Here is a 25,245-nt window from a genome sequence, read left to right on the forward strand (position 1 = left end):
AAAAATAGCGCTATACAGAAACGCCGTGCGTGCTGTATTACCCATTGCCCAGCTGTTTTTCATCATGTTTCAAATGACCTTTCTCATTACAAGATAGCTGTAAGGCAGTACATCCACTTAACCGGCTGTGCCCACATGCTTTGCATGGTAAGTATCAGCGGTCGGGCATTTTGCCTGAAAGTTCACGTAAAGAAAACGCTGTTTTTTACACCAACACTTACTGCTTGTAAACTGTTCAGGCGATTATTTAACCACTCGGGTTGTAGATCAATCGTTTGGGATTGTTTCTGTACAAAGTCAGTCTCACCATAAAAAAGATCCCGCAGGCCTTCGGCTGGCCACAAGCAGGATCTATTCCAGATTCCCGCGAAACTCAGTAATAAGCAGTGACAGCTGTCACACTTTGCTGACCTTTTCGCCGGTGCCGTCTGCCGGGCCGTCTGTCAAAAAACAGGGCTCGCCCTGCTCAGCCCTGCGCACCAGCCCTTCGCATGGCCGGAAATGCTCGCCATAGCGTTGCGCCAGCTGATCAAGCGTTTTCACCACGTGCGCTGCACCGAGTGTATCGATGTAACGGAACGGACCACCACGGAATGGCGGGAAGCCAATGCCGAACACCGCACCCAGGTCACCATCCCGCGCACGGCGGATCACCTGCTCATCCAGACAGCGTACCGCTTCGTTGAGCATAAGCATCACACAGCGCTGCGCGATCTCTTCTTCTGACTGCTGCGCTTTCGGCGTGACATTCAGCAGCCGGTAAATCGCAGGATCGACCTGTTTCTTCTTCGCCGTCCGGCCTTTTTGCCCGTAGAGATAGAAACCTTTGCCGTTCTTACGCCCTTTGCGATCGTCTTTCAGCACAGCATCAAAACCTGATGGCGCAGCAAAACGCTCACCAAATGCATCCACCAGAATCGGACCGATTTTGGTGCCGACATCAATACCCACTTCATCCAGCAACTGTATCGGGCCGACGGGGAAACCAAAATTCACCAACGCTTTATCAATGTGATCGACAGGTTCGCCCGCCAGCAAACAGCGGGCAGCTTCATTGATGTACGGCGCAAGAATACGGTTTACGTAGAATCCGGCGCTGTCGCCGACCACAATCGCTGTTTTCCCCTGTTTCTTCGCCAGGGAAACTGTGGTCGAAATCGTCTGCGCACTGGTTCCTGCATGGGGTATCACTTCCACCAGCGGCATCTTATCCACCGGACTAAAATAGTGCAGGCCGATCACCAGTTCAGGCCGGCTGGCCTGCTCTGCAATCTTATGGATAGGCAGTGAAGACGTGTTTGAAGCAAATATTGTGCGCGGAGCGGCGTTATTCTCGATTTCCGCCACCATCGACTGTTTGAGAGACAAATCCTCAAACACCGCTTCCACCACGATATCAATCTGCGCAAAACCACTGTAATCGGTGGTGCCGGAAATCAGCATCATCTGGCGTTGCTGTTCGTTACGGGTCAGCCTGCGGCTGCGCACCTTTTTCTCCAGCAAATCCCAGCTGTATTTCAGCGCATGACGGATACCTTCCTGATTAATATCTTTGATGCGCACCGGCAGTCCGGCTTTGGTGGCAGTCACGTTGGCGATCCCACCGCCCATCAGGCCACCACCGAGAATGCCCACGCGGCGTACCGGCAAGGGTTCGGCGTCGCCACCCTTTTCTTTTTTCAGCGCAGTGGATGCGAAAAACAGGCCGCGCAATGCCGCCGATTCCGGCGTCATGACCAGTTCGCCAAAGGCTTTCGCTTCAGCCTGATAGCCATTGCCGCTGCCCTGATCGAGGCCGGTTTTCACCACATCAATAATCTTTTCAGTCGCCGGATAATTGCCATGCGTTTTGGCGCGGGTTTGTTTGCGCACAAAATGGAACAGCACACTTTTGCCCAACGGGCCACCCGCCAGCCGCGCCTGCCATGGCAATGGCGGACGTGACTGACGCCCTTTCACCACGCGCTCAAGTGCCGTTTGCAGCAAAATTGAATAAGGTACCGCGTCATCCACCAGTCCCATTCTCAGCGCCTGTTTCGCGCGAATGCTGCGACCGGTTAACATCATATCCAGTGCTTTCGGCGCACCGATTAAGCGCGGAAGACGCTGTGTGCCGCCGGAGCCCGGCAGCAAGCCAAGCTGGACTTCCGGCAGGCCGAGTTGCGTTTTATCATCGAGGGAACAGACGCGTGAATGGCACGCCAGCGCCAGTTCAAGTCCGCCGCCCAGACAGGCACCGTGGATGGCCGCAACAACGGGTACCGGAAACGAAGCTATTTGTGACATTACCGTCTGCCCTTTTCGCGCCAGATTGCTGGCCTCATCGGCGCTCTTACAACCCGATATCATGGTGATATCCGCACCGGCAATAAATGAGTCGGATTTACCGGAAACCAGCACCAGCCCCTTCAGACTGGGATATTGCTGGGCTTTTTGCAGAATGGTACAAATTTGTTGAGCGAATTCAGCCTTTAAGGTATTCACCTTTTCGCCGGGAACATCGATGGTGATAATTCCGACGTGCTCCGCGGTGAACATCAGTGAAAAAGCAGAAACCGGTTCTGCCGGAGTGATTTCCGGAATGTTTGGGTTTTCCATATTATCCCTCATTGCGCTGCCTCCAGAATCATTGCTGCGCCTAAGCCACCGGCGGCACAGGCCGTCGTCAGCCCGTATTTTCCGCCACGACGGCGTAATTCATGCAAAGTCTGGGTGATCATTCGTGCGCCAGTCGCGGCAAAAGGATGGCCGTAAGCCAGTGATCCGCCCAGAACGTTAAATTTATCCCAGTCTATTTCGCCAACTGCCTGACTGCGGCCAAGTTTCTCACGGGCAAATTCATCACTGGCTAACATTTTGATATTCGCTAGGGTCTGCGCGGCAAATGCTTCGTGCATATCAATCAGGTCAAGATCACCGAGCGTCAGACCGGCACGATCCAGCGCCAGCGGCGTGGCATAAGCCGGACCAAGCAGCATGTCTTCCCACACATCGATGGCGGCAAAAGCAAAACTTTTCAGATAACCGAGAGGCTGCAGACCGAGTTCACGCGCCCGCGATTCGCTCATCATCAGTACCGCGGCCGCGCCGTCGGTCAGCGGCGTACTGGTCGCGGCGGTCACGGTGCCGTGTTTGCGATCAAACGCCGGACGCAATTTTGCGTATTGCCCGATTTCAGAATTCAGGCGGATGTTGTTGTCTTTTTGCAGCACTTCACGGTAAGGCGGAACCTGCGCGGCCATCACCTGAGAATTCAGATAGCCCTGCTCCCACGCCTGTGCCGCCAGCGTGTGAGAACGGTGCGCGAGTTCATCCTGTTGTTCGCGGGAAATATTATGACTTTTCGCCATCTGTTCCGCAGTATCGCCCATGCGCAGGCCGGTGGAATATTCAGCCACAGCAGGCGGCACCGGCATCAGGTCGCGCAGTTTAAGTTTGCTGAAAATGGACAGACGCTGCGACAACGTGCGCGCTTTATTGACGTCCACCAGGGCGCGGGCGAGACGTTTGCTGACGCCAATCGGCAGAACCGAAGACGAATCGGCTCCGCCTGCAATCCCGATGCTGATCGTGCCGCTCATAATGCTTTCCGCGACGTTGGCGACCGCCTGAAAACTGGTGGCGCAGGCACGCGAAACGCTGTAGGCGTCAGTCGACACATTCATGCCAGTGCCGAGGACGATTTCGCGCGCAATATTTGGTGCTTCCGGCATCTGCACGACTTGCCCGAATACCAGCTGATCGATGACCTTCGGGTCGATCCCACTTTTCGCCAGTAGCTCACTGACCACTATTTTGCCGAGGTCTACGGCGGGAATGCCGTGATAGGCGGTGGCCTGTTTGGCAAACGGCGTACGCAAACCATCGACAATCGCAATGCGATCGCCTTCACGTGTCACCAGTGGAATGACTTTATTCATACAAGCTCCTGAGAAAAAATAGGGTCTTAAGAGGTCAGACCTGATAACTCAGTTTTAACTATGTATTTACATTTGGCAAAGTGAAAGGCAATGAAGTGCGAGCAACAGCAAATTTTTCTGAAATAAGAATGAGAAGAAAGGCAGCGGGCAGAAATAGCGGACAAAAAAATACCGCTTATATAAGCGGTATTACAATTTAAAACTTCCCCTAAATAATTTGAGTCTCAGAAAGGCGGCAATCGAAGTAATCCCGATGAGCTGACATAAGTCAGTGATTCGGGTTACTGAGTGCAGCCAACGCATCTGCGGCTCAAAGTATGACGGGGATCAGCGTAAGGCTAACTGGAAGATCATGGTTTCTGCCTGGCAGCTGAAAGTGAAATCGATATTCAGCTCAACGCCGCCTTCCACTTTTTCGATACGGCTCTTGATTTCGCAAGGCTCAGATTCGACGCCGCGTGCGCGTTCGGTCAGGGCTTCCAGCGTTTCTTTAGCCTGTGCTTCATTTTCAAAAACGCGGCTGTAAGATGCGGTGCAATCGGTGTTATCCATGATGGTGCCCACATCAACACAGCAGCAGGCTGCGGTTTCTTCTGCGCCGCATTTGTTGATGGAGTGCAGAGGTTGGGTGGATTTAGAGGACATGGTTACGTCAGACATAATTTTCTCCCCGGCATCAACGGCAACGTCCACCGTCTGGCCTGTTTGCGAATAAAGTTTTATTTCCAGCCTGTATTTTACGCCACCGTTCTGACAACACACTAGCACTTACTTATTATGTGCCTTTGAAGTGATCCAGATCACGTATATGTAAGTAATCGATTAAAACTACGTCATCGTTCTCACTTTAACGTTTCTTAATTGAACTTTTATTGTTGGTTTTTTGTTAAGTGGATCCAATTTCTTGCATCATTTCTTAAATATCAATGAAACATTATTGCAACTACACCACAGGTCAGACCTATACTTCGCTCACTGGTCTGATTTGTCAGACTGATAACGAACCCTACAATCCCGCGCTCATTGTTACTTGATGTAACATTGTTTGATAAAAAACATAATATTGAGGTTTTGGTCATGAACCAGAAAAACCTGTTTAAAAGATCAGCTCTGGCAGCTGCAGTGGCAATTGTTTCCTCCAACGTATACGCGGCAGGTTTTCAGTTAAATGAATATACTGCTGCGGGTTTGGGTCGTTCATTCTCAGGCGAAGGTGCTATTGCTGACACCGCCGCATCCGGTAGCCGTAACCCGGCAACCATGACCATGTTTAACCGCCCGGCGTTTTCTATGGGCGCGATTTATGTCGACCCGGACGTCAGCGTGACGGGGAAATCCCCGGTCACCGGTGCCAGCACCAGTGATGATAATATTGCGCCAAATCAGTGGGTGCCGAATATCCACTTTATTATGCCGCTGGATGATCAATGGGCGGTTGGCGCATCTGCGACGTCTAACTACGGTCTGGCGACAGAATTTAGCGATAACTATCCGGCAGGCCCGATTGGCGGTGAAACAGATCTCACCACCATAAACACTAACTTAAGTGTTGCTTACCGTTTGAACCAGAATTTCAGCTTCGGTGTGGGCTTTGATGCTGTCTACGCGAAAGCAAAAATCCGTCGTACTGCCGGTGAACTGGTGCCGATTAAAACCGGCGGCCTGCTGCCAGCCGATACTGAAGTCGCCAAGCTGAAAGGCGACGAGTGGGGCTACGGCTGGAACGCCGGTATTCTTTATGAAGTCGATGACAATAACCGTTACGGCTTTACTTATCGCTCAGAAGTTAAAATCGACTTTGACGGCGAATACCGCAACGGCATTCCGCAGGCGTTAGGCGGCACGGGCGGTCACACCGTTCCGGGTTCCCTGACCCTGAACCTGCCAGAAATGTGGGAAGTGTCCGGTTATAACAAAGTGGCACCGAAATGGGCGATTCACTACAGCCTGGCTTACACCAGCTGGAGCCAGTTCCAGGAGCTGAAAGCTACCGGTTCTAACGGCCAGACCCTGTTCCAGAAAGAAGAAGGCTACCATGATGCTTATCGCATCGCGTTAGGTACCACCTATTACTACGATGATAACTGGACGTTCCGTACCGGTATCGCCTTCGATGACAGCCCGGTTCCGGCTGATAACCGCACCATTTCTATCCCGGATCAGGACCGCTTCTGGGTATCTGCGGGTACCACGTATGCCTTCAATAAAGATGCATCCGTCGATGTGGGTGTGTCTTACATGCATGGCCAGACGGTGAATATCAGCGAGAAAGTGGCTGACGGCGTGCCGAACTATGAATTCCAGGCTAAAGGCACCGCTATGCTGTACGGCGCGAACTTTAACTATAGCTTCTGATGAACCCCAGCTTCTGATGAACTGAATGTTACGTCAGATATGAAAAAAGCGCCGAAAGGCGCTTTTTTTGTATCTCCGGAACCGTTATTCCGAGTCGATATCTTTCAGGTCACCCTGAATCAATGCCGCGTTCGGGTTTTCCTGTGGCGTCAGCTGACCGCCTCTCGCCAGGAAGTCGTGACGCTGGAAGTAAGCTTCACGGATAAACAGATACGGATCAGAAGAGTTACGGATCAGACCATCTGAATCGAGAAGTTCTGCACGGGTTTCGACGCCTTCCAGTACCCATTTACCGGCTGACATCCAGAATGTCAGATAGCTGAGCATCGGATACAAATCATCCACCAGATCGCCACCTTCGTCACGCACAGTCGCGCTGCCGTAACCTGGCAGAACCACGTACGGACCGTAACCGACACCATAATGACCGAGCGTGCTACCGAAGCCCTGGGCTTCTTCGCGCGCCAGTTTCGGGTTCGCCATACCGGCCACGTCAATCAGCCCCCCCATCCCCAGAAGCGTGTTCAGGAAGAAACGGTTGAAGTGGATTGCAGCACGGTACGGATCGCCTTTCAGCAAGGAGTTGACCATGCTGGCGGGTTCATCGAGGTTGCTGAGGAAGTTACTGGTCCCGTTACGCGCCGGTTGTGGCACGTAATCACGCCATGCGACGGCAACAGGCCGCACAAGGTAAGGATCCATATAGTTATAGTTGAAGTCGAACATCACCCGGTTGAAACCTTCGAGCGGATCAGAACGTCCCTGCTGTTCGCTGTCCGAAGATCCGGATGTGCCGGCACAACCGACCAGTAAAACTGTCGCAAACGCCAGCCCAGTCAGGCGTAAGTTCATGGATATCTCCCTGTTTTTGATCGTCGGTTCCTGATTAAGGAACCTGCTGATTAATCTCAATGCTGACCTGACCGTTGCCGGAAAAATCAGTCAGCGGACTGTCGCCGTACCAGTCACCAGAGGCTGGCGTTGCCAGACCGTTCTGTGAAATACGAACGCGTACTTTTAATTGATGCAGCGAAGAAAGCAAGCGTTCCGGCATCATTGCGTTACTGTCATCGACAGTAATCGCCAGCGGGAAGCGGCTCAGCGGCAGCTTTTTCACCGCAACCGGTACCGGACTGCTGCCATCTGTTACGGAAATAAAGACCGTGCCATCCTGCGGAAGTTTCTCCTGCGCATCCGCAGAAAGCGTCACGTTTACCGCCAGTTTAACCTGATCAAGACCGGCTTTTTGTTTTGCCTGCGCAATACTGGCGTTAACCATCTCAAGGCGTTTATCACCGGCTGGCAGAATTTTCTGCATAACTTCCCACGCGCCAATGGCTTGCGGATAATGACCCTGCTCATATTCATTATAGGCCAGCAGACTTAACACACGCAGATCACCCTGAGATTTTTCCAGCATACTGCGTAAAAGATTGCCGCCGGTAAGGTTATCTTGCGGATCAGAAGAACGGGTCAGCACTTCGGCATAACCCAGTTTCACTGACATATCGTTCGGCGCAAGCTGATACGCATGAGCATAAGCCTGCGTCGCGGTGGCGGCATTATTGAGCGCCATCCCCACACGGCCAAGCATCACCCAGTCCTGCACATTATCTGGATTTGCCTGTAAATCGGTACGCAATCCGAGCCCTAAATCCTGCACATCCGCAGCCGTCAGCGGCGCACCGTGATCATCGGCAATACGATGGCGCAAATCCGGCATGTGCTGCATGACCTGATTCCACGCACTCACCTGGCCCAGCCCCCCGGCATAGAGATATAAACCCAGCGTGATGACAACCAGCAGGATAGCGCCGGGCACCAGCGTCCAGCGGCCAATCGGCTGAATGGCAGCAGGCGCCTGACCCGCCGGAATATCGGTCAGTAGGTTTTCCTGCAATTCCTGAATATGCGCCGGACGCTCGTCTACCACGCCTTGCGCTTCGTCTTCTTCCAGCTCAGTCAGACGGTGATGATAAAACGCTTTATTCAGCGCATCGCGGGACGTGTGTTCCGCGCGGTCGCCGCGAATAACCGGCACAATAAACAGCGCCAGGGCAATAACCAGCATCACTACAATGCACAGCCAAAAAATACTCATGATCCTTTCCTGTCGCTGTCTTTAAGTAACTGCGCCAGGCGCTGTCTCTCTTGTTCTGACATTTCTTCAGTCGTATTTTGCAAACGCACTTCGCCCCGGCGGGAACGCATAAAAATCATGGCTGCGCCGATAATGACCACCAGCACCGGCCCGAGCCACAATATAAAGGTGGATGGCGTCACCGGCGGTTCGTAGGTCACAAAGTTGCCGTAACGTGCGACCATGTAATCCACGATTTGCTGTTTGTTCTGCCCCTGCTGAAGCAGCTGGAAAACTTTGGTGCGCATATCCGCCGCGATAATAGAATCCGATGCTGCAATATTGGTGTTCTGACATTTCGGACAGCGCAGCTGCGCCGTGATATCACGGTATTCCTGCTCCTGAGCCGGAGAGGAAAACTGATAAGTATCAATGGCAGCGAAGGCGCTGATACTCAGCATCATGCCCAGCAGCAAAGCAGGTAATGAAGAAATCAGCTTCATGCATTGCCTCCGTATTTTTTGTATAGCGGCAATACTTCGTTCTGCCAGACTTTTTCATTCAAATCACCGGCATGGCGATAACGGATTATGCCTTTTCCGTCGATCAGGAAGGTTTCCGGCGCGCCGTACACACCGAGATCCAGCCCTAACATGCCGTCGCCGTCGTACAGACTCAGCATGTAAGGATTGCCCAGTGTATTGAGCCAGCTGACCGCTTTCTGCCGGTCGTCTTTGTAGTTCAGGCCAACCACGCGTACACCTTTCGCCGCCAGCGTATTCAGATAATCATGCTCGGCGCGGCAGGTCGGGCACCAGGTCGCCCAGACGTTCAGCAACATGGGTTTGCCGTCGCGCAATACCGACTGATCGTAGGTTTTACCGGCCTGTGCCAGTGATTCCAGTTTAAACACCGGCACAGGTTTGCCGATCAGCGCAGATTCCAGCAGTGTCGGATCGTCGCCGTTGGCATTGCGCGTCAGTTGCACCAGAAAAGCCGCAGCCAGCGCCAGGAACAAGATCAGCGGAATAAAGAGGAGTTTACGGTTCATGCTTCATCAGCCTCCGCCAGACCTTGTTTCTTGAGTTTTTTACTCATGCGATAACGCGGATCGAGAATACACAGTACGCCACCGGCCGCCATAAACAGGCCGCCCAGCCAGATCCAGCGGACAAACGGTTTGTAGTATAAACGCACCGCCCACGAGCCGTCGTCCATCTCTTCACCCAGCGCTGCATACAGGTCACGCGCCAGATTGCCGTCGATCGCCGCTTCAGTCATCATACTGCGCGCCACACTGTAGAAGCGTTTTTCAGCATGCAGCGTGGTGACTTTCTTGCCGTTCTGCGTGACATCGATATTCGCCTCACCGCCGGTATAGTTCGGGCCGGTGATGTCGCGAACGTCGCGGAAGATAAAGTGATAATCATGAATATCCACGGTATCGCCGGCCTTCATGCGCACATCACGTTCAACACTGTAATTCTGGCTAAAGGCGATGCCGATAACAGTCACCGCCACGCCGAGATGGCCGAGCACCATGCCCCAGTGGCTGCGGGAAAGTTTGGTCAGGCCGCGCCAGAACGTATGACGGTGCGTCGCGCGCTCGTGCAGTTCCATCAGCGTGAGCACAATCACCCACACCGACATCAGCAGACCGACCACGGTCATGCCAACAATTTTGTCCTGCAATAACCACGGCAGAAGAATCGACAAGACCAGCGTGACGACCAGCGCAACACCCAGACGACGCCACAGTTTGCTGGGCTCATCACGACGCCAGCGTACCAGCGGGCCGATCCCCAGCAGCAATGCCAGCGGAGCCATCAGCCAGGTAAACATCGTATTAAAGAAAGGTTCGCCGATAGAAATACTGCCCAGTCCGAGCTGTTTGTGGATAAGCGGCAACAATGTTCCGAGCAATACCACCAGCATCGCCGCCACCAGCAGCACGTTATTACCCAGCAGATAGCTTTCGCGAGAGTGCAATTCGTGCCGGCTTGGCGCACGCACCGAGTTGCCTTTGAAGGCATACAGCAGCAGCGAGCCGCCGATCACAATCACCAGATACGCGAGAATAAACATGCCGCGCGCCGGATCTGAGGCAAACGAGTGAACCGAAACCAGCACGCCGGAACGCACCAGGAAAGTCCCGAGCAGGCACAGCGAGAAGGCGGTGATCGCCAGCAACACCGTCCAGGCTTTGAACGTCCCGCGTTTTTCGGTCACGGCCAGCGAGTGGATCAGCGCTGTCCCGGCGAGCCATGGCATAAAGGAGGCGTTCTCAACCGGATCCCAGAACCACCAGCCGCCCCAGCCTAATTCGTAATATGCCCAGGCAGAACCGAGCACGATACCGATGGTCAGAAATACCCACGCAGCTTGTGTCCACGGACGCGACCAGCGCGCCCACGCGGTGTCCAGACGTCCGGCCATCAACGAGGCAATGGCAAACGCGAACGCCACTGAGAAACCGACGTAACCCATGTACAGCAATGGCGGATGGAAAATCAGCCCGATATCCTGCAACACCGGATTCAGGTCACTGCCGTCTACCGGGAAATTCGGCAGCGAGCGGATAAACGGATTCGACGTCAGCAAAATAAACAGCAGGAATCCGCCGGTGATCATGCCCATCACTGCCAGCACGCGCGACACTGCATCCTGCGGCATACGGCGGCTGAACAATGCCACGGCGAGCGTCCAGCAACTGAGCAATAACACCCACAGCAGCAGCGAACCTTCGTGTGCGCCCCAGGTCGCCGCCACGCGGTAATACACCGGCAGACGGGTATTGGAGTTATTGGCGACATACGCGACGGTGAAATCATTCACCACAAACGCATGGACCAGAATGGCAAACGCCAGCACGATGCAGGCAAACATCCCGTAAGACAACGGACGCGCCATCGCCATCATCCGGTTATCCTGCCGCGCCGCGCCCCATTGCGGGTAAATACTCAGTAACACCGCCAGACCTAACGCCAGACAGAGTGCAAATGTTCCCAGTTCCGGCATCATGAGCGGTCATTTCCTTTATCGTTACCCACATAAGCCGAAGCTGGCCCTTTATGGTTTTCTTTCATGGCGTCGGCAACTTCCGGCGGCACATATTTTTCGTCGTGTTTCGCCAGAACCTGAATGGCATTCACTACATTTCCCGGCTCCATCACGCCCTGCGCCACCACGCCCTGCCCTTCGCGGAACAGATCCGGAAGGATGCCGTTATAAGTCACGGCAATCGCGCCGCGCGCATCATAAATTTTAAAACTCACCTGCAGGCTTTTCGGATCACGCTTCACCGAACCGGGCATCACCATCCCGCCGATACGCAGGCGCTGGCCGACCGTCGGCATCTCGTGGTTTTCGCCTTTACCTTGCAGAATTTCACTGGGTGTATAGAACAAATCAATATTCGAGCGCAGCGCGTACATCACCAGTGAAATGCTCAGACCAAGGCCAATCAGCACCACCAGCGCCAGCGACAAACGCTTTTTACGACGTGGATTCACAATAACTTCTCCGGGGAAGTGTCCGGTTCCAGCGGTGACGTCTGCGCGCCTTGCTGTTTTTTAGACTGAGACTGACTAATACGTTTTTCGCGTGCCTGACGGCGGCGAACTTCATCGAGGATCTGACGGCGCTGAATAAAGGTATGCGCCACCAGCGCAATCAGGGAAATCAGTGTCGCCGCGACCGACAGCCACACATAAAATGCATAGCCGCCCATCGCAAAGAAATCATGCCAGCTGGAGAATGCAGGGCTCATCCGCGGCGCTCCTTATTCACAAGACCGGCCACCCACGGACGCAGACGCTCCTGAACCAAAATCAGGTTACGTAAACGCATCAGCGTCAGGGTAATAAAGAAGAAGAGATAACCGAAAATCGCCCAACGTAGCGGATAACGCATACTCGGGTCGATGGTCTGCTGCATGTTGGTCGAGCCCTGATGCAGCGTGTTCCACCACTGTACGGAGTAATGGATGATGGGAATGTTCACCACGCCGACCAGCACCAGAATACCGGCGGCACGGCCAGCCAGACGGCGGTCGTCGAAGGCGTTATACAACGCAATCACGCCAAGATACAGGAACAGTAACATCAGTTCGGACGTCAGGCGTGCATCCCACACCCACCAGGTGCCCCACATCGGTTTGCCCCACGCGGAGCCAGTAACCAGTGCGATAAACGTGAAAACAGCGCCAACGGGTGCCATTGCGGATACCACCATGTCGGACATTTTCATCTGCCACACCAGCCCGATAAAGGCCGCAATCGCCATCGAACTGTAAATGCCCATCGACCAGATCGCCGCCGGAACATGGATATACATGATCCGGTAACTGTTCCCTTGCTGGTAATCTGGCGGTGCATAACCAAAGCCCCACACCCAGCCGATCAGCAGGCAGGCAATACCCAAAATTCCGAGCCAGGGAATGAACCGGCCACAGACGTGGTAAAGCCGTTCAGGCCTTGCGAGTTGATGTAACCATTTCCACATTGTTATCGTTGCTCACTATAAAATGTCACTGTGTGATGCCATGGAGCCTCACCGGGCTCTTATGCGGTCAGTTAAAATCATCCGCAGTTATTATCGGCGTCTCTATTGTTCACTATAGAGAAGTGTGATGTTAGTCAAAGGTTGCGATTTTTCTTCTCTATTGTAACGACACGTAAAAAAAATTCTGTGTTAAGGCCAGCGTAAAAGTTAACCCTAAATAATTCGAGTTGCGGGAAGGCGGCAAACGACGTCATCCCGATGAGCTTACACAAGTAAGTGATTCGGGTGGCGAAGAGCAGCCAACGCATCTGCGGTTCGAAGTATGACGGGTTAGTGAACGCTGACTCGCAAGGCGGCCGCGGTGGCAAAAGGAGTCAGAGTGGCACTCCCCGCCAGCATCGCGCCAAGGATCGCCAGATAGCCGCCGATGGGCATCGACATCGACGCCGCATCAATCGCGCCGGTGGCAAAAATCAGCACCGGAATATACAACGGCAGCACCAGCAAACTCAGCAGAACGCCGCCCTTGCGCAGTCCGACGGTCAGCGCCACGCCAATCGCACCGATAAAACTCAGCGTCGGCGTCCCCAGTAAAATCGTCAGCGCGACGGCTTTCCAGGTTTCAAAATCCAGAGAAAGCAGCAAGGCAATCAGCGGGGAGAGGATCAGCAATGGCAAACCGGTTACCACCCAGTGAGCACATACTTTCCCCAGAACCGTGAGCGCCAGCGGCGATGGCAATAACAACAGCTGCTCAAGCGTGCCATCGAGATAGTCATCACGGAACAACCTTTCCAGCGCCAGCAAAGAAGAAAGCAGCGCCGCGACCCAGACGATACCGGGTGCAATCCGCGCCAGCAGTTTCGGCTCAGGACCAATCCCCAGCGGGAACAGCGTAATGACAATCAGGAAGAACCACAGCGGGTTAATGATTTCGGCACTTTTGCGAAAGGCAATTTTCAGCTCGCGGCGCAGAACCTTAGTAAACATTCTGTTTATTTTCCTTTCGCGTCACGCCAGCTCAGCGCTGGTCAGACGAATTTTTCGCACATCGCGGTTAACGCCCTGTAAATCCTGATGCGTGGTCAGCAATACCATTCCGCCCTGCTGCGCGTGTTGTTCAAACAGTTCAATCAGCGTGGACACGCCCTGTTTATCAATGGCGGTCAGCGGTTCATCGAGGATCCACAGCGGTGCGTCACTCAGCCACAAACGCGCCAGCGCCACACGCCGTTGCTGCCCGGCGGACATTTGCGCCACCGTGACATCCTCATAACCCAGCAGGCCGACATTTTCTAACGCCTGGTAAATAGCATCAGCACTGGCAGTTCCGTTCACGGACTGATAGAAGGCAAGGTTTTCATACGCAGTAAGCACTGACTTAACGCCAGGCTGATGACCGAGATACAACAGTTGCTGATGGAAAACGTCGCGCTGGCGGCGGGTATTCACGCCCTGCCAGCGGACTTCACCGGCCTCCGGAGAAGACAATCCGGCAAGAATTCGCAGTAAACTGGTTTTACCGGCGCCGTTGCGGCCTTCGATTTGCACCATTTCACCCGGTTCGATCGTGAAACTTAAGCCGCTAAACAAGGTACGCTCATCGCGTACACAGCTCAGGTTAAGGGCTTCAAACATGGTGATGTCTCTTATTTTTCACAAGCGCGCATCATATCACAGGCGTCAGGCGCGACGCAGCTTAGGGGGCCACAGTTTACAGGGTTGAAAACCCTGAAATCCAGCAAACAATCCGCAAAATGTCCCATAAGGTTCATGGGTTAATGGTTTGTAACTTTTCTGTATATCTCTTCATAATCTCGCAGCCTCGCCTATGCTTATCTCGGAACATATTGAAAACCACTTTGACGTACTTTTGGGGAATTACCATGACCGCCGAGAAACAACACCCTGACCACAAAGATGTCGACAGCGACGAACATTCTCAGGGCAAAGAGATTGAAACCGGAGAAGAGAATTTACCGTCGAAAGCGGCTGCTGTGCATGAAGTCATCCGCATGGAGGGTGAGAAAGAACTTGAGCGCGACGGACAGGCATTGCTGTGGTCGGCGATTGCCGCCGGACTTTCTATCAGCGCCTCGCTGATGGCAAAAGGCATTCTTCACGCCCGCCTGCCCGACAGCCCCGAACGTTTCTTTATCGAAAATATCGGTTATACCGTCGGGTTCATAATTGTCATCATGGCGCGCCAGCAGTTATTTACCGAGAACACGGTCACCGCCGTATTGCCTGTGATGCAAAAAACCACCGGCAGAAACATTCTGCTGCTGTTGCGGTTGTGGAGCATCGTGCTGGCCGGTAACGTCATCGGCGGCGGACTGGCCGCACTGGTGTTTCATCTGGTGCCGTTCTTCGATTCCGCCACTGACGAGGCATTTCGCACTATCAGTCTGGAGATCATGGAAAAAGACCCCGAGGGCATGTTCGTCGGCGGCATGGTGTCCGGCTGGTTGATTGCCACCATGGTCTGGATGATCCCGTCCGCAGGCACTGCCAAATTGTGGGTGATTATGCTGATGACCTACATGGTGGCGATTGGTGACCTGACGCACATCGTGGTCGGATCGGTAGAAGTGCTGTATCTGGTGTTCTCGGGCGCCATTCCCTGGTACGAATTTATCTGGCCATTCGCCCTGCCGACGCTTGCCGGAAACATCATCGGCGGCACCTTTATCTTCGCACTGATCAGCCACGCGCAAATCCGTAACGACATGAGTAATCAGAAGAAAGCCAAAGCGAAGAAAGAGGAAATGGAAGCGGCGAAGAAAGAAGCGTCAAAACCCTGACTGGCGACTAAACGACCAAACAGACCCCTGACGCCTTATTATTGCGAGAAAAACGAGTATACTACGCGGGCGCTTTCCACAGGCGCCCGTGTCTCCTTAGTTAAACGGATATAACAAGCCCCTCCTAAGGGCTAGTTACAGGTTCGATTCCTGTAGGGGACACCATACATACCTCATCTGAAGTCTATCGAAATCAATAAAACCCCCTTGTAATCTGCACGAAACCTCCAATGTCGACAATTCTATGTCAACTGGCATCTACCCATTTCAACGTAAATCAATACGTCTATGGGGCCTTATAGGGGGCTTATTCTGTTCAATGAAAAATGAGGCCCCCAATGCCCCTTAATGCAAGTCAGGTAGATACAGTCAAACCCAGGGAAAAAGTCTTTAAACTCGCTGATGGCGGTGGGTTATATCTCCAGGTCAACCCTAACGGTTCAAAGTACTGGTGGATGACATATCGATTCGCGGGAAAAGAGAAAAAGTTGTCATTTGGGATCTATCACGACATATCACTTGCAGAAGCTCGCACTAAACGAGATGAGGCAAGAAAGGTATTGGCGAACGATAAGGATCCCGGTGAGGTCAAAAAAGCTGAGCAGCTAGCCAAAAAACTCTCGGTTACCAACAACTAGCTCTCGAATGGTACAACGCTAAAGTATCTGGCTGGTCGAAAAATTATGCTGATTACGTCAAGCGAGCTTTTAAAAATAATGTCTTCCCCTATCTAGGCTCCCAGCCGGTGAATGTAATAAAGCCGCTGGAGCTTTTGTCTGTTTTGCAACGAATGGAAAAGCGAGGAGCGCCTGAGCTCGCAAGCAAAGTACGCCAGCGTTGTAGTGAGGTTTTTCGATACGCGATTGTGACAGGTCGTGCCGAACACAACCCAGCAGCTGATCTTGGTAGCGCTTTGCAAGGCCATGAGAAACAGCACTATCCCTTTCTTACCGCCGCAGAGCTGCCTAAGTTTTTGCACAAGCTGTCAAGTTACTCTGGAAGTCTGATTACCCTTCTCGCAACCCGGTTGCTCATGCTGACAGGTTTGAGAACACTAGAATTACGTCTGGCTGAATGGAGTGAAATAGACTTCGATAATCGTATCTGGGAAATTCCCAAAACTAGAATGAAAATCAAACGTCCTCACATTGTCCCATTATCGACTCAATCCTTGAGCGCCCTTCGTCAATTGAAAGAACTAACTTGAACCTACCAGCTTATTTTTGCTGGACGAAACGATGTTAACAAAGCGATGAGTGAAGCTAGCATTAATATGGTTCTAAAGAGAGTTGGCTACGATAAGAGAGCGACTGGGCAAGGTTTTCGCCACACCATGAGTACTATTTTGTATGAGCAGGGATTCAACTCGGCGTGGATCGAAATGCAACTAGCTCACGTAGATAAGAACTCAATTCGCGGAACGTACAACCATGCACAATGTATTAATGGGAGGCGGGAAATGATGCAGTGGTACGCTGACTACATCGAAAACCTGGAAAGTGTAACTACAACAGCATAAAAAGCTCAGCCCATAACGGGCTGAGCTTTGCCACACCCCTTAATTTTTGCAAATTGCCGAAAATAATTGAAAAATAGACTGACTCAAACAAATGAGCCCAATATCCAGTCGAATCCTTCCCAAAGCAGTAAGCGCCGTCTAAGCGATGGATTTAAAAACCAAAGAACAGCTTGCTGATGAAATATTCCGCAATCAACCTAATGGCTGGCTTCGGTTGTGGTGCTGGATAGGTTTGGGGTAACAATGGAAAAAATTAATTTTGCAGTCAACATCCTGCTTATTTTTTTCACTGCGATGAAGATTCCCGGTCTTATCTGGCCTTTAATTACAGAGGTTTAGCTCACCACTGGTACTGCCGAAATCTATTCTGTTCACGCAAAATATTTGCCGAATCTTTGGACCCTTTTGCTGGTCCGCGACAGCAGGTTTCGCAGTCACTGCAAAAATTACAGTATCAACTGGGAGTGATTGGGATAACAGCTGTGCCCGCACTTCATATTCCTCTTTTTTGAAAGAAATCTACGAAAAAACCATTATCATGGATGGAAGCTAACACTCTTCCCATTCACTAAACCTATATTGAGGTAATTTTAATATGATTAGTTTTTTTAAAGTAAAAATAAATATTCACTCTGATAATTTACAAAGCGCCATTAATAAAAAAACAAATAATACATCGCTATCTAGTAAGTCGTTGGAAAAATTAGTGAGCATAGCAAATACTCAGTATGAATTCAAAAATGGAGAGGCTGAATTTATAATCAGAGGTACCCCTTGTAGTACTGATGTGAATTATGGGAAGGTTTCAAAATTAATCAAAGAAATAAAAATCATTAAATCCTTCAAAGATGATTCATTTATCAACTCTCGAATTCACTCGTGGGAAGTTAATGCTAAAGAATTATTAAAAACAAATTACAACCCTGATGAGGAGAAACAATTATTGGGTAAGGGATCAAGAGGAACTGTATATAAAGATGGTGAATCTATTCTAAAGAAAACGAAAAACTTAACACTAAATGAAATTTTTCATGAAGCAAATATGTGCAATGAATATCATATAAAAATACAGAGTTTTAAAAAACCACCCACTATAGTAGAAAAATGTATTGAAATGCCATTCATCAACGGCAAGACTCCAAATTTCAAAGACACACTAATAGGAGTTAACGACCTATTTAAAAATGGTTTTTTTATGGGTGATGCCAAACCATCTAACTTTTTGAAAACTCCAGAAGGCAGCGTGGAACCCATAGATTTCGGACTTGTATTTAAGCATGATACATTAGAATCTATTGATCATGAAGTGAAAAAAAACATAATCTCTGACTATCTTAAAGGTGGGTTTAGATACATTCCAAATGAAATTAAGAATGAATATCATTCATGCATTGTAAAATTGGATGATATTCTTGGGAAAGATAGCCCCACAAGAAAGATAAATCTTAAAATACTATCAAAAGCAGGACTTTAAATTATACTCAAGAAAATTCTCATATCTTCACCCATAAGCGCCTTCAAAATAAAATGATGGCATAATCATGAAGAAAAATTATTCCTTGCAGCGTCAATATATTTATAGAGGGTGGATTTTGCCAACCCCATGACTTCACATATCTGTGAGACAGTATTTTTTTCATCATACAACCGAACGGCCAACGCCTGTTAACCCTTATTCAGCATCTTTGGCCGCCAACCTTTACGCTCTCTTGCCCGGGCAGCCTGAAGCCCGGCGGGAGTTCTTTCCGACGTCAAGTTACGTTCAAATTCCGCCAGTGCACCAAACAGATGAAATATTTGCATGCCGGCACTGGAAGTGATGTCGATGGATTCCTGAAGACTTTTTAACCTGCAGTAAAGCCGCATACCGCTTTATGAGAAAACTTCTGAATAATAAGATGCACTGGCACATTCCTCGGCTGATTAATACCGGTAAGGCCCCAACATACGGGAGGCCGCTTGCTCAACTTAAGCGCTAAGGAAAATGTCCGCCGGATGTTGAGCACTGGCAGATTAAGTAGCCAGGAAAACTATTTTTTTGTGCTATTGATGTCTTACCGTAACAATGAGGAGGCTAAGAAATATATTATACCCCGACAGCTAAACCATGAATTTCCTCTGAGTTTAGCAGCGTCTACATGTCGCATATTAAGCCTCATTGAGGGCATCTCTCTGAACTTACGCAGAATCCTCCTAGTTGTGATTTGATCTCGGTTGAGTCCAGTTAATAGCAGGAGAACAAAATATGGGATAGAAACCGCAATATACAGACTTTGAGTTGATTTTGGTAGACCAAGGAAGAGTTTGAGATGGTGCGAGAATATGAGTCTAACCTACGACCGTTGCATCGCTAATACAAGCCAACTCGTAATGAGTACAACCATGAGCACAAAAATGATATATTAAATAAAATTAAGAATACTTAACTCAAATCACGGTTAAACGTCAAACTAAACCTTAACATCATGCAAGAATCCACGTACCGGCGTGGATTCTTTTATAAATGCGGCGGATTTTACAATTACGTGTCCGGAAGAATTGCCGGTAATACAGTCTCCCAGGCTTGAAGAATACAGTGTAGCGTGTTGGTATTTTTCACGCCTAGCTTATGTAACCCTCTTATCGTATGCGAGCTAACGGTCTTTTCGCTGATGCTAAACATCTGGGCAAGATGCTTACGGTTAGGGACTTTGTATAATTCCTTAATTACCATCTCTTCTCTGCAGGTCAAAATGGCCATTGTCTCGTCATCTAAGTCCTTTTCAAGACTCGTTTGAAGGCGACTAGCATATGCTTTGAGAGTAGCATTTTTACCTAAAAAGGCATGGCTGCAATATACCAGTGCGCTGAATGAATCATTGATATCTGCATGGCGTAATTTATCACCATGGAAAATATAGACGTACTCGCTGCCCGCATCAAAAACTATCATTCCGGAGGTATCACTAATATTAAGCTTTTCGATTAATGAACGTACGCCAAGAATAAAATAATTATCGTAGGAATAAATCTGCACAACACCATCCGATTTCTAGCTGAAATATTTAGTTAAAGGCCTGCTAAGCAGGCCTTGAGTATGCTGACAAAGCGGGGAGGTTAGCAGGAGCGCATAAAGACCGGTTTTGGCGGCACGCCCGGAGGGCAATGGTCCAACAGGGCCGTAAATGCTGTCAATGCCTCATCTTTTTCTTTGTTACGCATCGCTATCTCTGCTGGGGTTGTGGCAAGCATTAGATTTACATCCAAATCAAATGTTTGTGCGATACCCATAATCCCAACAACGCTAGGGTCGTGTTGACGGCTCTCCATATTGATGTTTGCTAGAGATATTTCTTTATATGAACGCATGGCAGAAAGTAGCGAAATAAATTTATCTTTATTCTCACGTGCGTTAGCATCAGATGAATTGAATTTATTTTCAAAAATTTTATTTACTTCTGCTTTATTGTCTTTATTGGCCACCAGCGCTCTGCGCTCTTCTGGAGAAAATTTATTTTCCGCCAGCGTTTCCCCCATCCATTTTTTTATCAAAAAACTTGCTTCAACATTATTAATTTCATTAGTTTTGATCGCATCCAGAAATGCAGTCTGGTCGGTTAAGCGTTGATTAAATTCGCTAAGTTTGATCGTTGGACTCTGTCGGAACATACCATTTATAGAGCTAGGGTCAGCTTCCATTTTCCGCATTAACTCCTGACAGAATATCCTCGTGTCGGCTCCCGAGATAGGATTAAGCGTAGTCACAGGCGGCGTTGACACAGGCGATGTTGACGCAGGAGCTTCAGCAGCCGAGGGACTCATCCTCTCACTAAGGCGATGGAAACCTACAACGACCGCGTCTTTCATCGTTACCAGTGAGTTGTATACTTTTGTCACGCAAGAAAGAAATCCCTGCTGGACGCTATTCATGGCATTCCCTGCGGCCGTGGCGGCTTTAGCGCTGGCGCTTGCCATCGCCTGGTACAGTTCAGCAGGCGGAATCGGCATTGTAATCATTACATAGTTTCCTTATTAATTTACTGTCGCCCTCCCTATGTTCAGGCGACATTGAACGAACTGCGTTATGCACTTTCCTGCACGCGCTGGATAATATCCGCAACGGTCAGGCTGCTACTGATATCGGACTCTGGTATCGTTACGCCTATCTCTTCGAGCCGCATAAGGAGGTCTATAAGCTCAACGGAGTCCATTGCCAGGTCAGTAATTAAACTGTCCTTCAGGTTAATATTTTTTGGTAGAACGCCGTTTACCTGATAAATGAGGTTAGCCACCAGCGAAGCTATCGTTTTATCAATCACTGATTCATTCATAGTGAATAACCTATTGCTCGCGTCGGCGTATGAACTCAGCTAACTTTTCCTGAAAAGGAAGTTTTTCTTTGTCCTGCTCAACACTCTTATTTTCCAGAGCCCCGAATTTAGATTGATCTCGTGGCTTTAACCTCGAAAGCACCGCATCCAGTTCAGCTGAGTCAGATTGGGAACCCTTAGGAACGAAACTCACCGGCTTCGACTCCCTGTTCCAGGAATTCACAGTGCGTACCGTTGTGTAAACCTGGTCGTTGCCAGACCTATTCCCGGGCATATTTACGGCCGCAGCATTAATTCGCGTTGGCTGGAAACCATCAGCTGCAGATTTACGGCTAACCTCTTCACCATCCTTGCGAAGCATTCCGTCATCAGTCGAATCCATGCCTGGATTGGCAGTTTTGATATTTGCGGGTGCCCTGTTCGCTGCCGAACCGTCACTCTGCACCTGAGGATTTAGTGGGGGTTCAGGTTCAGGCCTTATCAGGCTATCCGTTAAGTTCTTCTCAACATTATGCTCCACGGTTGGTTTTGCCTTTTCCCCTTCAGAAGCCAAGGCACCGTTTTTTTCCAGGTGAGCGAAGGCTGAAGGAGCCCTTTGCTTCAAAGCTTCAAACTTATCCGCCAGCGTCACGACTTTTCCGCTTGCCCGCTCAGGTTTAGTCTCTGGCCCAGGAGGGATAAAATGCGTCGGCGTTGAAGATCTGCGATTCAAAGGATCAATGTTGCGCGAGGTGGTGTAAATAAAATCACCGTTTGATAAAGAGGTGCGGCCGGACGGCTCCTTTTTCTCGCGCAGTACGACGCCATCGACGTTGTCCGCTTCCAAATTTTGCGCATTCTGCGTTTTGGACGCCTCGCCATCGAACGCCGTCTTCTGCATGTTTTGTTCAACCACAATGGTTGGCTGTTGCTGAACTTTGGGCTCAGGGCCAAGGCTCGAATCGTGAACAGTTTCCGTTTCAGTCGCCCCCTCAGTTTGAGTAGCGATGCTCTTTAATTCAGGCTTTGGTGTCTGGGTTTCAATTTCCCGCCTGGCAACGTTTTGCTGCGGAGTGTCGACAGCCAGCTCTTGCTTGTAGCCCTTTACGCCAGCCAGATTTCCAAGGAAGTTGCTACCGCCTCCAATGCCAGCATTAAACAGGTCTTTAATGAGACCCACCTTTTCAATATTGGTAAGCCCTGAATCCAGAATGTGCTTAACAATCGTAGAGTTAGAGTCCGCAGGCGAGGTATTCGCCGCACCAACTGAATGGGTAATATCGCCAACACTCCCCCCTTGGCTGGTGATATTCAGAGTAATGCCGCCCTGCCCTGGCCCGGTTGGAATAAATACTCTTTGGTTATCTGCACCACCTTCGGGGTTAGGATTCAGCATCTCCGGGCCTTGTGGTGCAGGGGTCAACGGTTCCGCATCATAAAATGTCAGCGTTTTCGAAATAGCGGCACAGTCATTGACGAAAAAGTTCAGCTTCTGGGCCATCGTTTCCCATGGCTGATTGGGCTGTGTCAGACCTTCTACGTCGTGCTTCAGGGTAGATTTGCAAACATCCAGACATTGCTTGAAGATGGCCTTGTCGTGAGTATCCACTGACTTCGCCTGGTGATGATCTTCCCAGGCTTCCATACAGTGTTCAATATACTTGTTGATCACCTTCTCAAAAGCGCCCGCGCTGTATTTTGAAACCAGGCCTGAGAGTTCTTTTGCTACCTTCTGCTCTTTATTTTCATTGCCGTTAGCTTCGGCAAGTTTCTTACAAACTTTATCAAGCTTGGCTAGATCTTCTGGATTACCGCTATCTTGCACATCCTTATAGATAACACCGATAAGCGTCCTGATCTTATTTCCTTCAGGGCTTAATTCTTTTTGAAGAAAATCGGCTGGGAGATTTTTTTGCGCCTCATGACAAACAAGCTGTTTTGCATTAACGGTCTGATGCGGCTGTTGTCTAAATAGGGCTATCGGATCGTTTCTACCTTCTGTAATCAGATTGATAAAAGCGGGTCTCTCGGTCGCGCATGCAGAGCTATCCATGCCTCTGGCATAGATAGATTGAATATCCTGTCTGACTGCACCATTAATAGATCCAGGCATAATAATAACTCCTCTACTGTCCTATGTTTTGACTTTGATGCAGGGCATAAAGCACCGGGTTAGGAAATTTAACAGCCGCTGAAAGACCGTTTTTTTTGGCTTGTCACTCGTTTCTCGATAGCGACTGTATATTTCAGGCTGCGCGATTAAAGCTTGATCGGCACGGTCATTATTGTGCGAAGTAGCTTGTTTTAGGGTATCGGCTCGCATATGAAAATAATAACGTTGTGCGGCGCAAACCCCTTCACCTGGCAATGAATGATGCTCTTCTGATGCAGAAGCATAGCCAAAATGGTCTTTAAAACTCCCCTGCGAGCTGTTAGACGACCCACTGTTCATACGTCTTAAAAAAGTGTCTGGTTCCGCAAATTTCACCTGCAAACCCGAAACGCGGCAGGCGAATGCACCATAGGTTTCATTTACTCCCTGAGTCAGATAAATATCTTGTCTTAAACTTTCTTGCGATGCGAACCTGTAGATGCTGTTCATATAACCCACCCAGCAAATTTTTAACCTAAGGCTTTAAGAACGTCTTTTGCACTTTCCGCAAGGGACGCGATCGCACCACTCAATACTTTATTTAAATTATCGAAGGTGCTGTTTGCCTGGCTATAACGTTGGGCAAAAGCCTGCATATTACTTTGCAGGGCGCTGCCGCCTGCATTAAAGGAGGCAAGCCACGCCTGGTAGCTGGCCGTAGAAACTTTGCCACCGCTAATACCTGATGGATAATTAGGTGCAGCGCTGTACTGATCGAGATTGAATTCGATTTTACCGCTATCGTTTACTTTAAAGGCAGGCGCAAGCGTGGTTTCCATACTTTTACGCTCTTCCGGCGTCATTTTATCCCAGTTTTTTACACTGCCCAGGTCGATACCGTTAACTTCATTCCTGAAGTCGTCATACCCTTTTTTCATGACGGATGTATCGAACTTAACATTATTACCGTCATCACCTGTGGAAACGGCTTTGGATGCCGCTCCCTGCACGTGCGTATTATAAGCTTCGTACATTTCCGTATACTTCTGCATCAAATCGGCATAGAAATCTACGTAATCGCCTTTGATTTCTTTAATGGCGAGGGCCATTCTGGCCCACAGCTCGGCATAGCTGGTGTGGGTGGAAATTTCGTCATCACCGCTCTTTGGCTCCGGTGCAGGTTCCTGCGCCGCTCTTTGTTTCTCAGCCGAAAACTGGCTTAACGAATAGTTCGCCTTAGTACGATTTGTTACGATCTCGCGTTGGATATCCGATAACGCCTGAGCGCTACTCTTTACACGCTGTTCCTGATTGGCGACCATCTCAGCAACGTCATCCGACGGTTGCGCGCCGTCATTGGCCGTTTTGAGACACTCTAATGCGGCAAGCAGTTTGCTGTTATTAAAATCTTCGCCGCTGGTATCCAAACCATACTGACCAAGTAGTGCCCTAATTTCATCAAACTTATCCGCCTTATTAGGGGTATCCAACTGAGCAATAAGCTCTTTTATTAGTTTCGTAGTCAGTTCCGAAGTTGAACCTGCGTGGGTTTCAGCCATCGGCGCAGCCTGGGTAGCGTTGGTATCAGAGGAATAATAACTAACGGGGTTGGGTACAGCATTATTTACGTTAAGCATGGCGATATTCCTTTTGAGCAACGTATGCCGGGTATCCCTGCATACG

The 25,245-nt window shown here is 50.0% G+C and carries 24 protein-coding genes, 1 tRNA gene and 2 pseudogenes; 6 read left to right on the top strand and 21 right to left on the bottom strand.

The window, feature by feature from the left end; all coding sequences use genetic code 11:
- Window positions 1-396: 396 nt before the first annotated feature.
- The 3 genes from fadJ to CKQ54_RS18450 form a co-directional block, all read right to left on the bottom strand.
- On the bottom strand, window positions 397-2,610 hold the full coding sequence (gene fadJ, locus CKQ54_RS18440; RefSeq protein WP_120162092.1) for a fatty acid oxidation complex subunit alpha FadJ: 2,214 nt from the start codon (window positions 2,608-2,610) through the stop codon (window positions 397-399).
- Window positions 2,607-3,920 carry an acetyl-CoA C-acyltransferase FadI gene (gene fadI / locus CKQ54_RS18445; RefSeq protein ID WP_120162093.1) on the bottom strand — a complete coding sequence of 438 codons (1,314 nt, stop codon included), beginning with the start codon at window positions 3,918-3,920 and terminating at the stop codon, window positions 2,607-2,609. Before fadI ends, fadJ begins: the two co-directional genes overlap by 4 nt.
- Window positions 3,921-4,247: 327 nt before the next feature.
- Entirely contained in the window at window positions 4,248-4,580 is a 333-nt protein-coding gene (locus tag CKQ54_RS18450; RefSeq protein WP_113877066.1) for a YfcZ/YiiS family protein, read from the bottom strand.
- 417 nt (window positions 4,581-4,997) lie between these two features.
- On the opposite strand from CKQ54_RS18450, the gene fadL reads away from it, so the two are divergent.
- Entirely contained in the window at window positions 4,998-6,275 is a 1,278-nt protein-coding gene (gene fadL / locus CKQ54_RS18455) for a long-chain fatty acid transporter FadL (RefSeq protein WP_120162094.1), read from the top strand.
- A gap of 84 nt (window positions 6,276-6,359) precedes the next feature.
- Here the strand turns inward: fadL and mlaA are convergent, their stop codons facing one another.
- The 10 genes from mlaA to ccmA all read right to left on the bottom strand — a co-directional run bounded on the left by mlaA (window position 6,360) and on the right by ccmA (window position 14,496).
- On the bottom strand, window positions 6,360-7,127 hold the full coding sequence (gene mlaA, locus CKQ54_RS18460; protein WP_112287132.1) for a phospholipid-binding lipoprotein MlaA: 768 nt from the start codon (window positions 7,125-7,127) through the stop codon (window positions 6,360-6,362).
- A gap of 34 nt (window positions 7,128-7,161) precedes the next feature.
- Entirely contained in the window at window positions 7,162-8,376 is a 1,215-nt protein-coding gene (gene ccmI, locus CKQ54_RS18465; RefSeq protein WP_120162095.1) for a c-type cytochrome biogenesis protein CcmI, read from the bottom strand.
- Window positions 8,373-8,858: a cytochrome c-type biogenesis protein gene (locus CKQ54_RS18470; protein WP_120162096.1), complete on the bottom strand. Its 486-nt coding sequence runs from the start codon at window positions 8,856-8,858 to the stop codon at window positions 8,373-8,375. The genes ccmI and CKQ54_RS18470 overlap by 4 nt, the downstream gene beginning before the upstream one ends.
- Window positions 8,855-9,406: a DsbE family thiol:disulfide interchange protein gene (locus CKQ54_RS18475; RefSeq protein ID WP_112287135.1), complete on the bottom strand. Its 552-nt coding sequence runs from the start codon at window positions 9,404-9,406 to the stop codon at window positions 8,855-8,857. Before CKQ54_RS18475 ends, CKQ54_RS18470 begins: the two co-directional genes overlap by 4 nt.
- On the bottom strand, window positions 9,403-11,376 hold the full coding sequence (locus CKQ54_RS18480) for a heme lyase CcmF/NrfE family subunit (RefSeq protein ID WP_120162097.1): 1,974 nt from the start codon (window positions 11,374-11,376) through the stop codon (window positions 9,403-9,405). The genes CKQ54_RS18475 and CKQ54_RS18480 overlap by 4 nt, the downstream gene beginning before the upstream one ends.
- The gene (ccmE, locus tag CKQ54_RS18485) at window positions 11,373-11,867 is read right to left on the bottom strand and encodes a cytochrome c maturation protein CcmE (RefSeq protein WP_112287137.1); all 495 of its coding nucleotides are present in this window, start codon (window positions 11,865-11,867) and stop codon (window positions 11,373-11,375) included. Before ccmE ends, CKQ54_RS18480 begins: the two co-directional genes overlap by 4 nt.
- Complete coding sequence (gene ccmD, locus CKQ54_RS18490; protein WP_112287138.1) at window positions 11,864-12,124, bottom strand: heme exporter protein CcmD; 261 nt, start codon at window positions 12,122-12,124, stop codon at window positions 11,864-11,866. The genes ccmE and ccmD overlap by 4 nt, the downstream gene beginning before the upstream one ends.
- A complete protein-coding gene (locus CKQ54_RS18495) occupies window positions 12,121-12,858 on the bottom strand; it encodes a heme ABC transporter permease (RefSeq protein WP_120162098.1) in 738 nt (245 codons plus the stop codon). The genes ccmD and CKQ54_RS18495 overlap by 4 nt, the downstream gene beginning before the upstream one ends.
- A gap of 330 nt (window positions 12,859-13,188) precedes the next feature.
- Window positions 13,189-13,848, bottom strand: a complete 660-nt coding sequence (gene ccmB / locus CKQ54_RS18500; RefSeq protein ID WP_120162099.1) for a heme exporter protein CcmB — start codon at window positions 13,846-13,848, stop codon at window positions 13,189-13,191.
- A gap of 21 nt (window positions 13,849-13,869) precedes the next feature.
- Window positions 13,870-14,496, bottom strand: a complete 627-nt coding sequence (ccmA, locus tag CKQ54_RS18505; RefSeq protein WP_120162100.1) for a cytochrome c biogenesis heme-transporting ATPase CcmA — start codon at window positions 14,494-14,496, stop codon at window positions 13,870-13,872.
- Between the two features lie 248 nt (window positions 14,497-14,744).
- Between ccmA and CKQ54_RS18510 the strand changes: the two genes are divergently transcribed.
- From CKQ54_RS18510 to CKQ54_RS18525, 4 genes and pseudogenes are all read left to right on the top strand, one after another.
- Window positions 14,745-15,662: a formate/nitrite transporter family protein gene (locus tag CKQ54_RS18510; RefSeq protein ID WP_120162101.1), complete on the top strand. Its 918-nt coding sequence runs from the start codon at window positions 14,745-14,747 to the stop codon at window positions 15,660-15,662.
- Between the two features lie 90 nt (window positions 15,663-15,752).
- A tRNA-Arg gene (locus CKQ54_RS18515) sits at window positions 15,753-15,827 on the top strand.
- Window positions 15,828-16,000: 173 nt separating this feature from the next.
- Window positions 16,001-17,181 (top strand): annotated as a pseudogene (locus tag CKQ54_RS18520) (tyrosine-type recombinase/integrase).
- Window positions 17,182-17,776: 595 nt separating this feature from the next.
- The gene (locus CKQ54_RS18525) at window positions 17,777-18,655 is read left to right on the top strand and encodes a hypothetical protein (protein ID WP_120349687.1); all 879 of its coding nucleotides are present in this window, start codon (window positions 17,777-17,779) and stop codon (window positions 18,653-18,655) included.
- 65 nt (window positions 18,656-18,720) lie between these two features.
- Here the strand turns inward: CKQ54_RS18525 and CKQ54_RS25810 are convergent, their stop codons facing one another.
- Complete coding sequence (locus CKQ54_RS25810; protein ID WP_279630517.1) at window positions 18,721-18,840, bottom strand: helix-turn-helix domain-containing protein; 120 nt, start codon at window positions 18,838-18,840, stop codon at window positions 18,721-18,723.
- A 6-nt stretch (window positions 18,841-18,846) separates the two neighbouring features.
- A complete protein-coding gene (locus tag CKQ54_RS25815; protein ID WP_341868557.1) occupies window positions 18,847-19,047 on the bottom strand; it encodes a recombinase family protein in 201 nt (66 codons plus the stop codon).
- On the opposite strand from CKQ54_RS25815, the pseudogene CKQ54_RS25820 reads away from it, so the two are divergent.
- Window positions 19,035-19,157, top strand: a pseudogene (locus CKQ54_RS25820) (IS6 family transposase); the annotation flags it as partial. The gene CKQ54_RS25815 and the pseudogene CKQ54_RS25820 sit on opposite strands and share 13 nt — an antisense overlap.
- 545 nt (window positions 19,158-19,702) lie before the next feature.
- On the opposite strand, the gene CKQ54_RS18540 reads toward CKQ54_RS25820, so the two are convergent.
- From CKQ54_RS18540 to CKQ54_RS18560, 6 genes are all read right to left on the bottom strand, one after another.
- Window positions 19,703-20,197 carry a LuxR C-terminal-related transcriptional regulator gene (locus tag CKQ54_RS18540; RefSeq protein ID WP_112287145.1) on the bottom strand — a complete coding sequence of 165 codons (495 nt, stop codon included), beginning with the start codon at window positions 20,195-20,197 and terminating at the stop codon, window positions 19,703-19,705.
- An 80-nt stretch (window positions 20,198-20,277) separates the two neighbouring features.
- Window positions 20,278-21,177 carry a hypothetical protein gene (locus tag CKQ54_RS18545; protein WP_120161709.1) on the bottom strand — a complete coding sequence of 300 codons (900 nt, stop codon included), beginning with the start codon at window positions 21,175-21,177 and terminating at the stop codon, window positions 20,278-20,280.
- A gap of 65 nt (window positions 21,178-21,242) precedes the next feature.
- Window positions 21,243-21,491 (bottom strand): acyl carrier protein, encoded by a 249-nt coding sequence (locus CKQ54_RS18550; protein ID WP_120161708.1) that lies wholly within the window; start codon window positions 21,489-21,491, stop codon window positions 21,243-21,245.
- A gap of 10 nt (window positions 21,492-21,501) precedes the next feature.
- Window positions 21,502-23,583 carry a hypothetical protein gene (locus CKQ54_RS18555; RefSeq protein ID WP_120161707.1) on the bottom strand — a complete coding sequence of 694 codons (2,082 nt, stop codon included), beginning with the start codon at window positions 23,581-23,583 and terminating at the stop codon, window positions 21,502-21,504.
- A 21-nt stretch (window positions 23,584-23,604) separates the two neighbouring features.
- Window positions 23,605-24,072, bottom strand: coding sequence for a hypothetical protein (locus CKQ54_RS25435; protein ID WP_147412484.1), 468 nt, complete (start codon window positions 24,070-24,072; stop codon window positions 23,605-23,607).
- A 20-nt stretch (window positions 24,073-24,092) separates the two neighbouring features.
- Window positions 24,093-25,199 (bottom strand): IpaD/SipD/SspD family type III secretion system needle tip protein, encoded by a 1,107-nt coding sequence (locus CKQ54_RS18560; protein WP_120161706.1) that lies wholly within the window; start codon window positions 25,197-25,199, stop codon window positions 24,093-24,095.
- Window positions 25,200-25,245 lie beyond the last annotated feature (46 nt).

The sequence above is a fragment of the Rahnella variigena genome (assembly GCF_003610915.1).
Taxonomy (GTDB): domain Bacteria; phylum Pseudomonadota; class Gammaproteobacteria; order Enterobacterales; family Enterobacteriaceae; genus Rahnella; species Rahnella variigena.

Excerpts from the sequence above, each read along its gene's own strand:
- fadI (WP_120162093.1), bottom strand. The coding sequence starts at position 3,920 with ATGAATAAAGTCATTCCACTGGTGACACGTGAAGGCGATCGCATTGCG.
- CKQ54_RS25435 (WP_147412484.1), bottom strand. The coding sequence starts at position 24,072 with ATGAACAGCATCTACAGGTTCGCATCGCAAGAAAGTTTAAGACAAGAT.
- mlaA (WP_112287132.1), bottom strand. The coding sequence starts at position 7,127 with ATGAACTTACGCCTGACTGGGCTGGCGTTTGCGACAGTTTTACTGGTC.
- CKQ54_RS18525 (WP_120349687.1), top strand. The coding sequence starts at position 17,777 with ATGATTAGTTTTTTTAAAGTAAAAATAAATATTCACTCTGATAATTTA.
- CKQ54_RS18550 (WP_120161708.1), bottom strand. The coding sequence starts at position 21,491 with ATGAATGAATCAGTGATTGATAAAACGATAGCTTCGCTGGTGGCTAAC.
- CKQ54_RS18475 (WP_112287135.1), bottom strand. The coding sequence starts at position 9,406 with ATGAACCGTAAACTCCTCTTTATTCCGCTGATCTTGTTCCTGGCGCTG.
- CKQ54_RS18545 (WP_120161709.1), bottom strand. The coding sequence starts at position 21,177 with ATGATTACAATGCCGATTCCGCCTGCTGAACTGTACCAGGCGATGGCA.
- CKQ54_RS18470 (WP_120162096.1), bottom strand. The coding sequence starts at position 8,858 with ATGAAGCTGATTTCTTCATTACCTGCTTTGCTGCTGGGCATGATGCTG.
- CKQ54_RS18560 (WP_120161706.1), bottom strand. The coding sequence starts at position 25,199 with ATGCTTAACGTAAATAATGCTGTACCCAACCCCGTTAGTTATTATTCC.
- ccmB (WP_120162099.1), bottom strand. The coding sequence starts at position 13,848 with ATGTTTACTAAGGTTCTGCGCCGCGAGCTGAAAATTGCCTTTCGCAAA.
- fadL (WP_120162094.1), top strand. The coding sequence starts at position 4,998 with ATGAACCAGAAAAACCTGTTTAAAAGATCAGCTCTGGCAGCTGCAGTG.
- CKQ54_RS18480 (WP_120162097.1), bottom strand. The coding sequence starts at position 11,376 with ATGATGCCGGAACTGGGAACATTTGCACTCTGTCTGGCGTTAGGTCTG.
- fadJ (WP_120162092.1), bottom strand. The coding sequence starts at position 2,610 with ATGAGGGATAATATGGAAAACCCAAACATTCCGGAAATCACTCCGGCA.
- CKQ54_RS18555 (WP_120161707.1), bottom strand. The coding sequence starts at position 23,583 with ATGCCTGGATCTATTAATGGTGCAGTCAGACAGGATATTCAATCTATC.
- CKQ54_RS18495 (WP_120162098.1), bottom strand. The coding sequence starts at position 12,858 with ATGTGGAAATGGTTACATCAACTCGCAAGGCCTGAACGGCTTTACCAC.
- ccmI (WP_120162095.1), bottom strand. The coding sequence starts at position 8,376 with ATGAGTATTTTTTGGCTGTGCATTGTAGTGATGCTGGTTATTGCCCTG.
- ccmA (WP_120162100.1), bottom strand. The coding sequence starts at position 14,496 with ATGTTTGAAGCCCTTAACCTGAGCTGTGTACGCGATGAGCGTACCTTG.
- ccmD (WP_112287138.1), bottom strand. The coding sequence starts at position 12,124 with ATGAGCCCTGCATTCTCCAGCTGGCATGATTTCTTTGCGATGGGCGGC.
- CKQ54_RS25815 (WP_341868557.1), bottom strand. The coding sequence starts at position 19,047 with ATGCGGCTTTACTGCAGGTTAAAAAGTCTTCAGGAATCCATCGACATC.
- CKQ54_RS18450 (WP_113877066.1), bottom strand. The coding sequence starts at position 4,580 with ATGTCTGACGTAACCATGTCCTCTAAATCCACCCAACCTCTGCACTCC.
- CKQ54_RS18510 (WP_120162101.1), top strand. The coding sequence starts at position 14,745 with ATGACCGCCGAGAAACAACACCCTGACCACAAAGATGTCGACAGCGAC.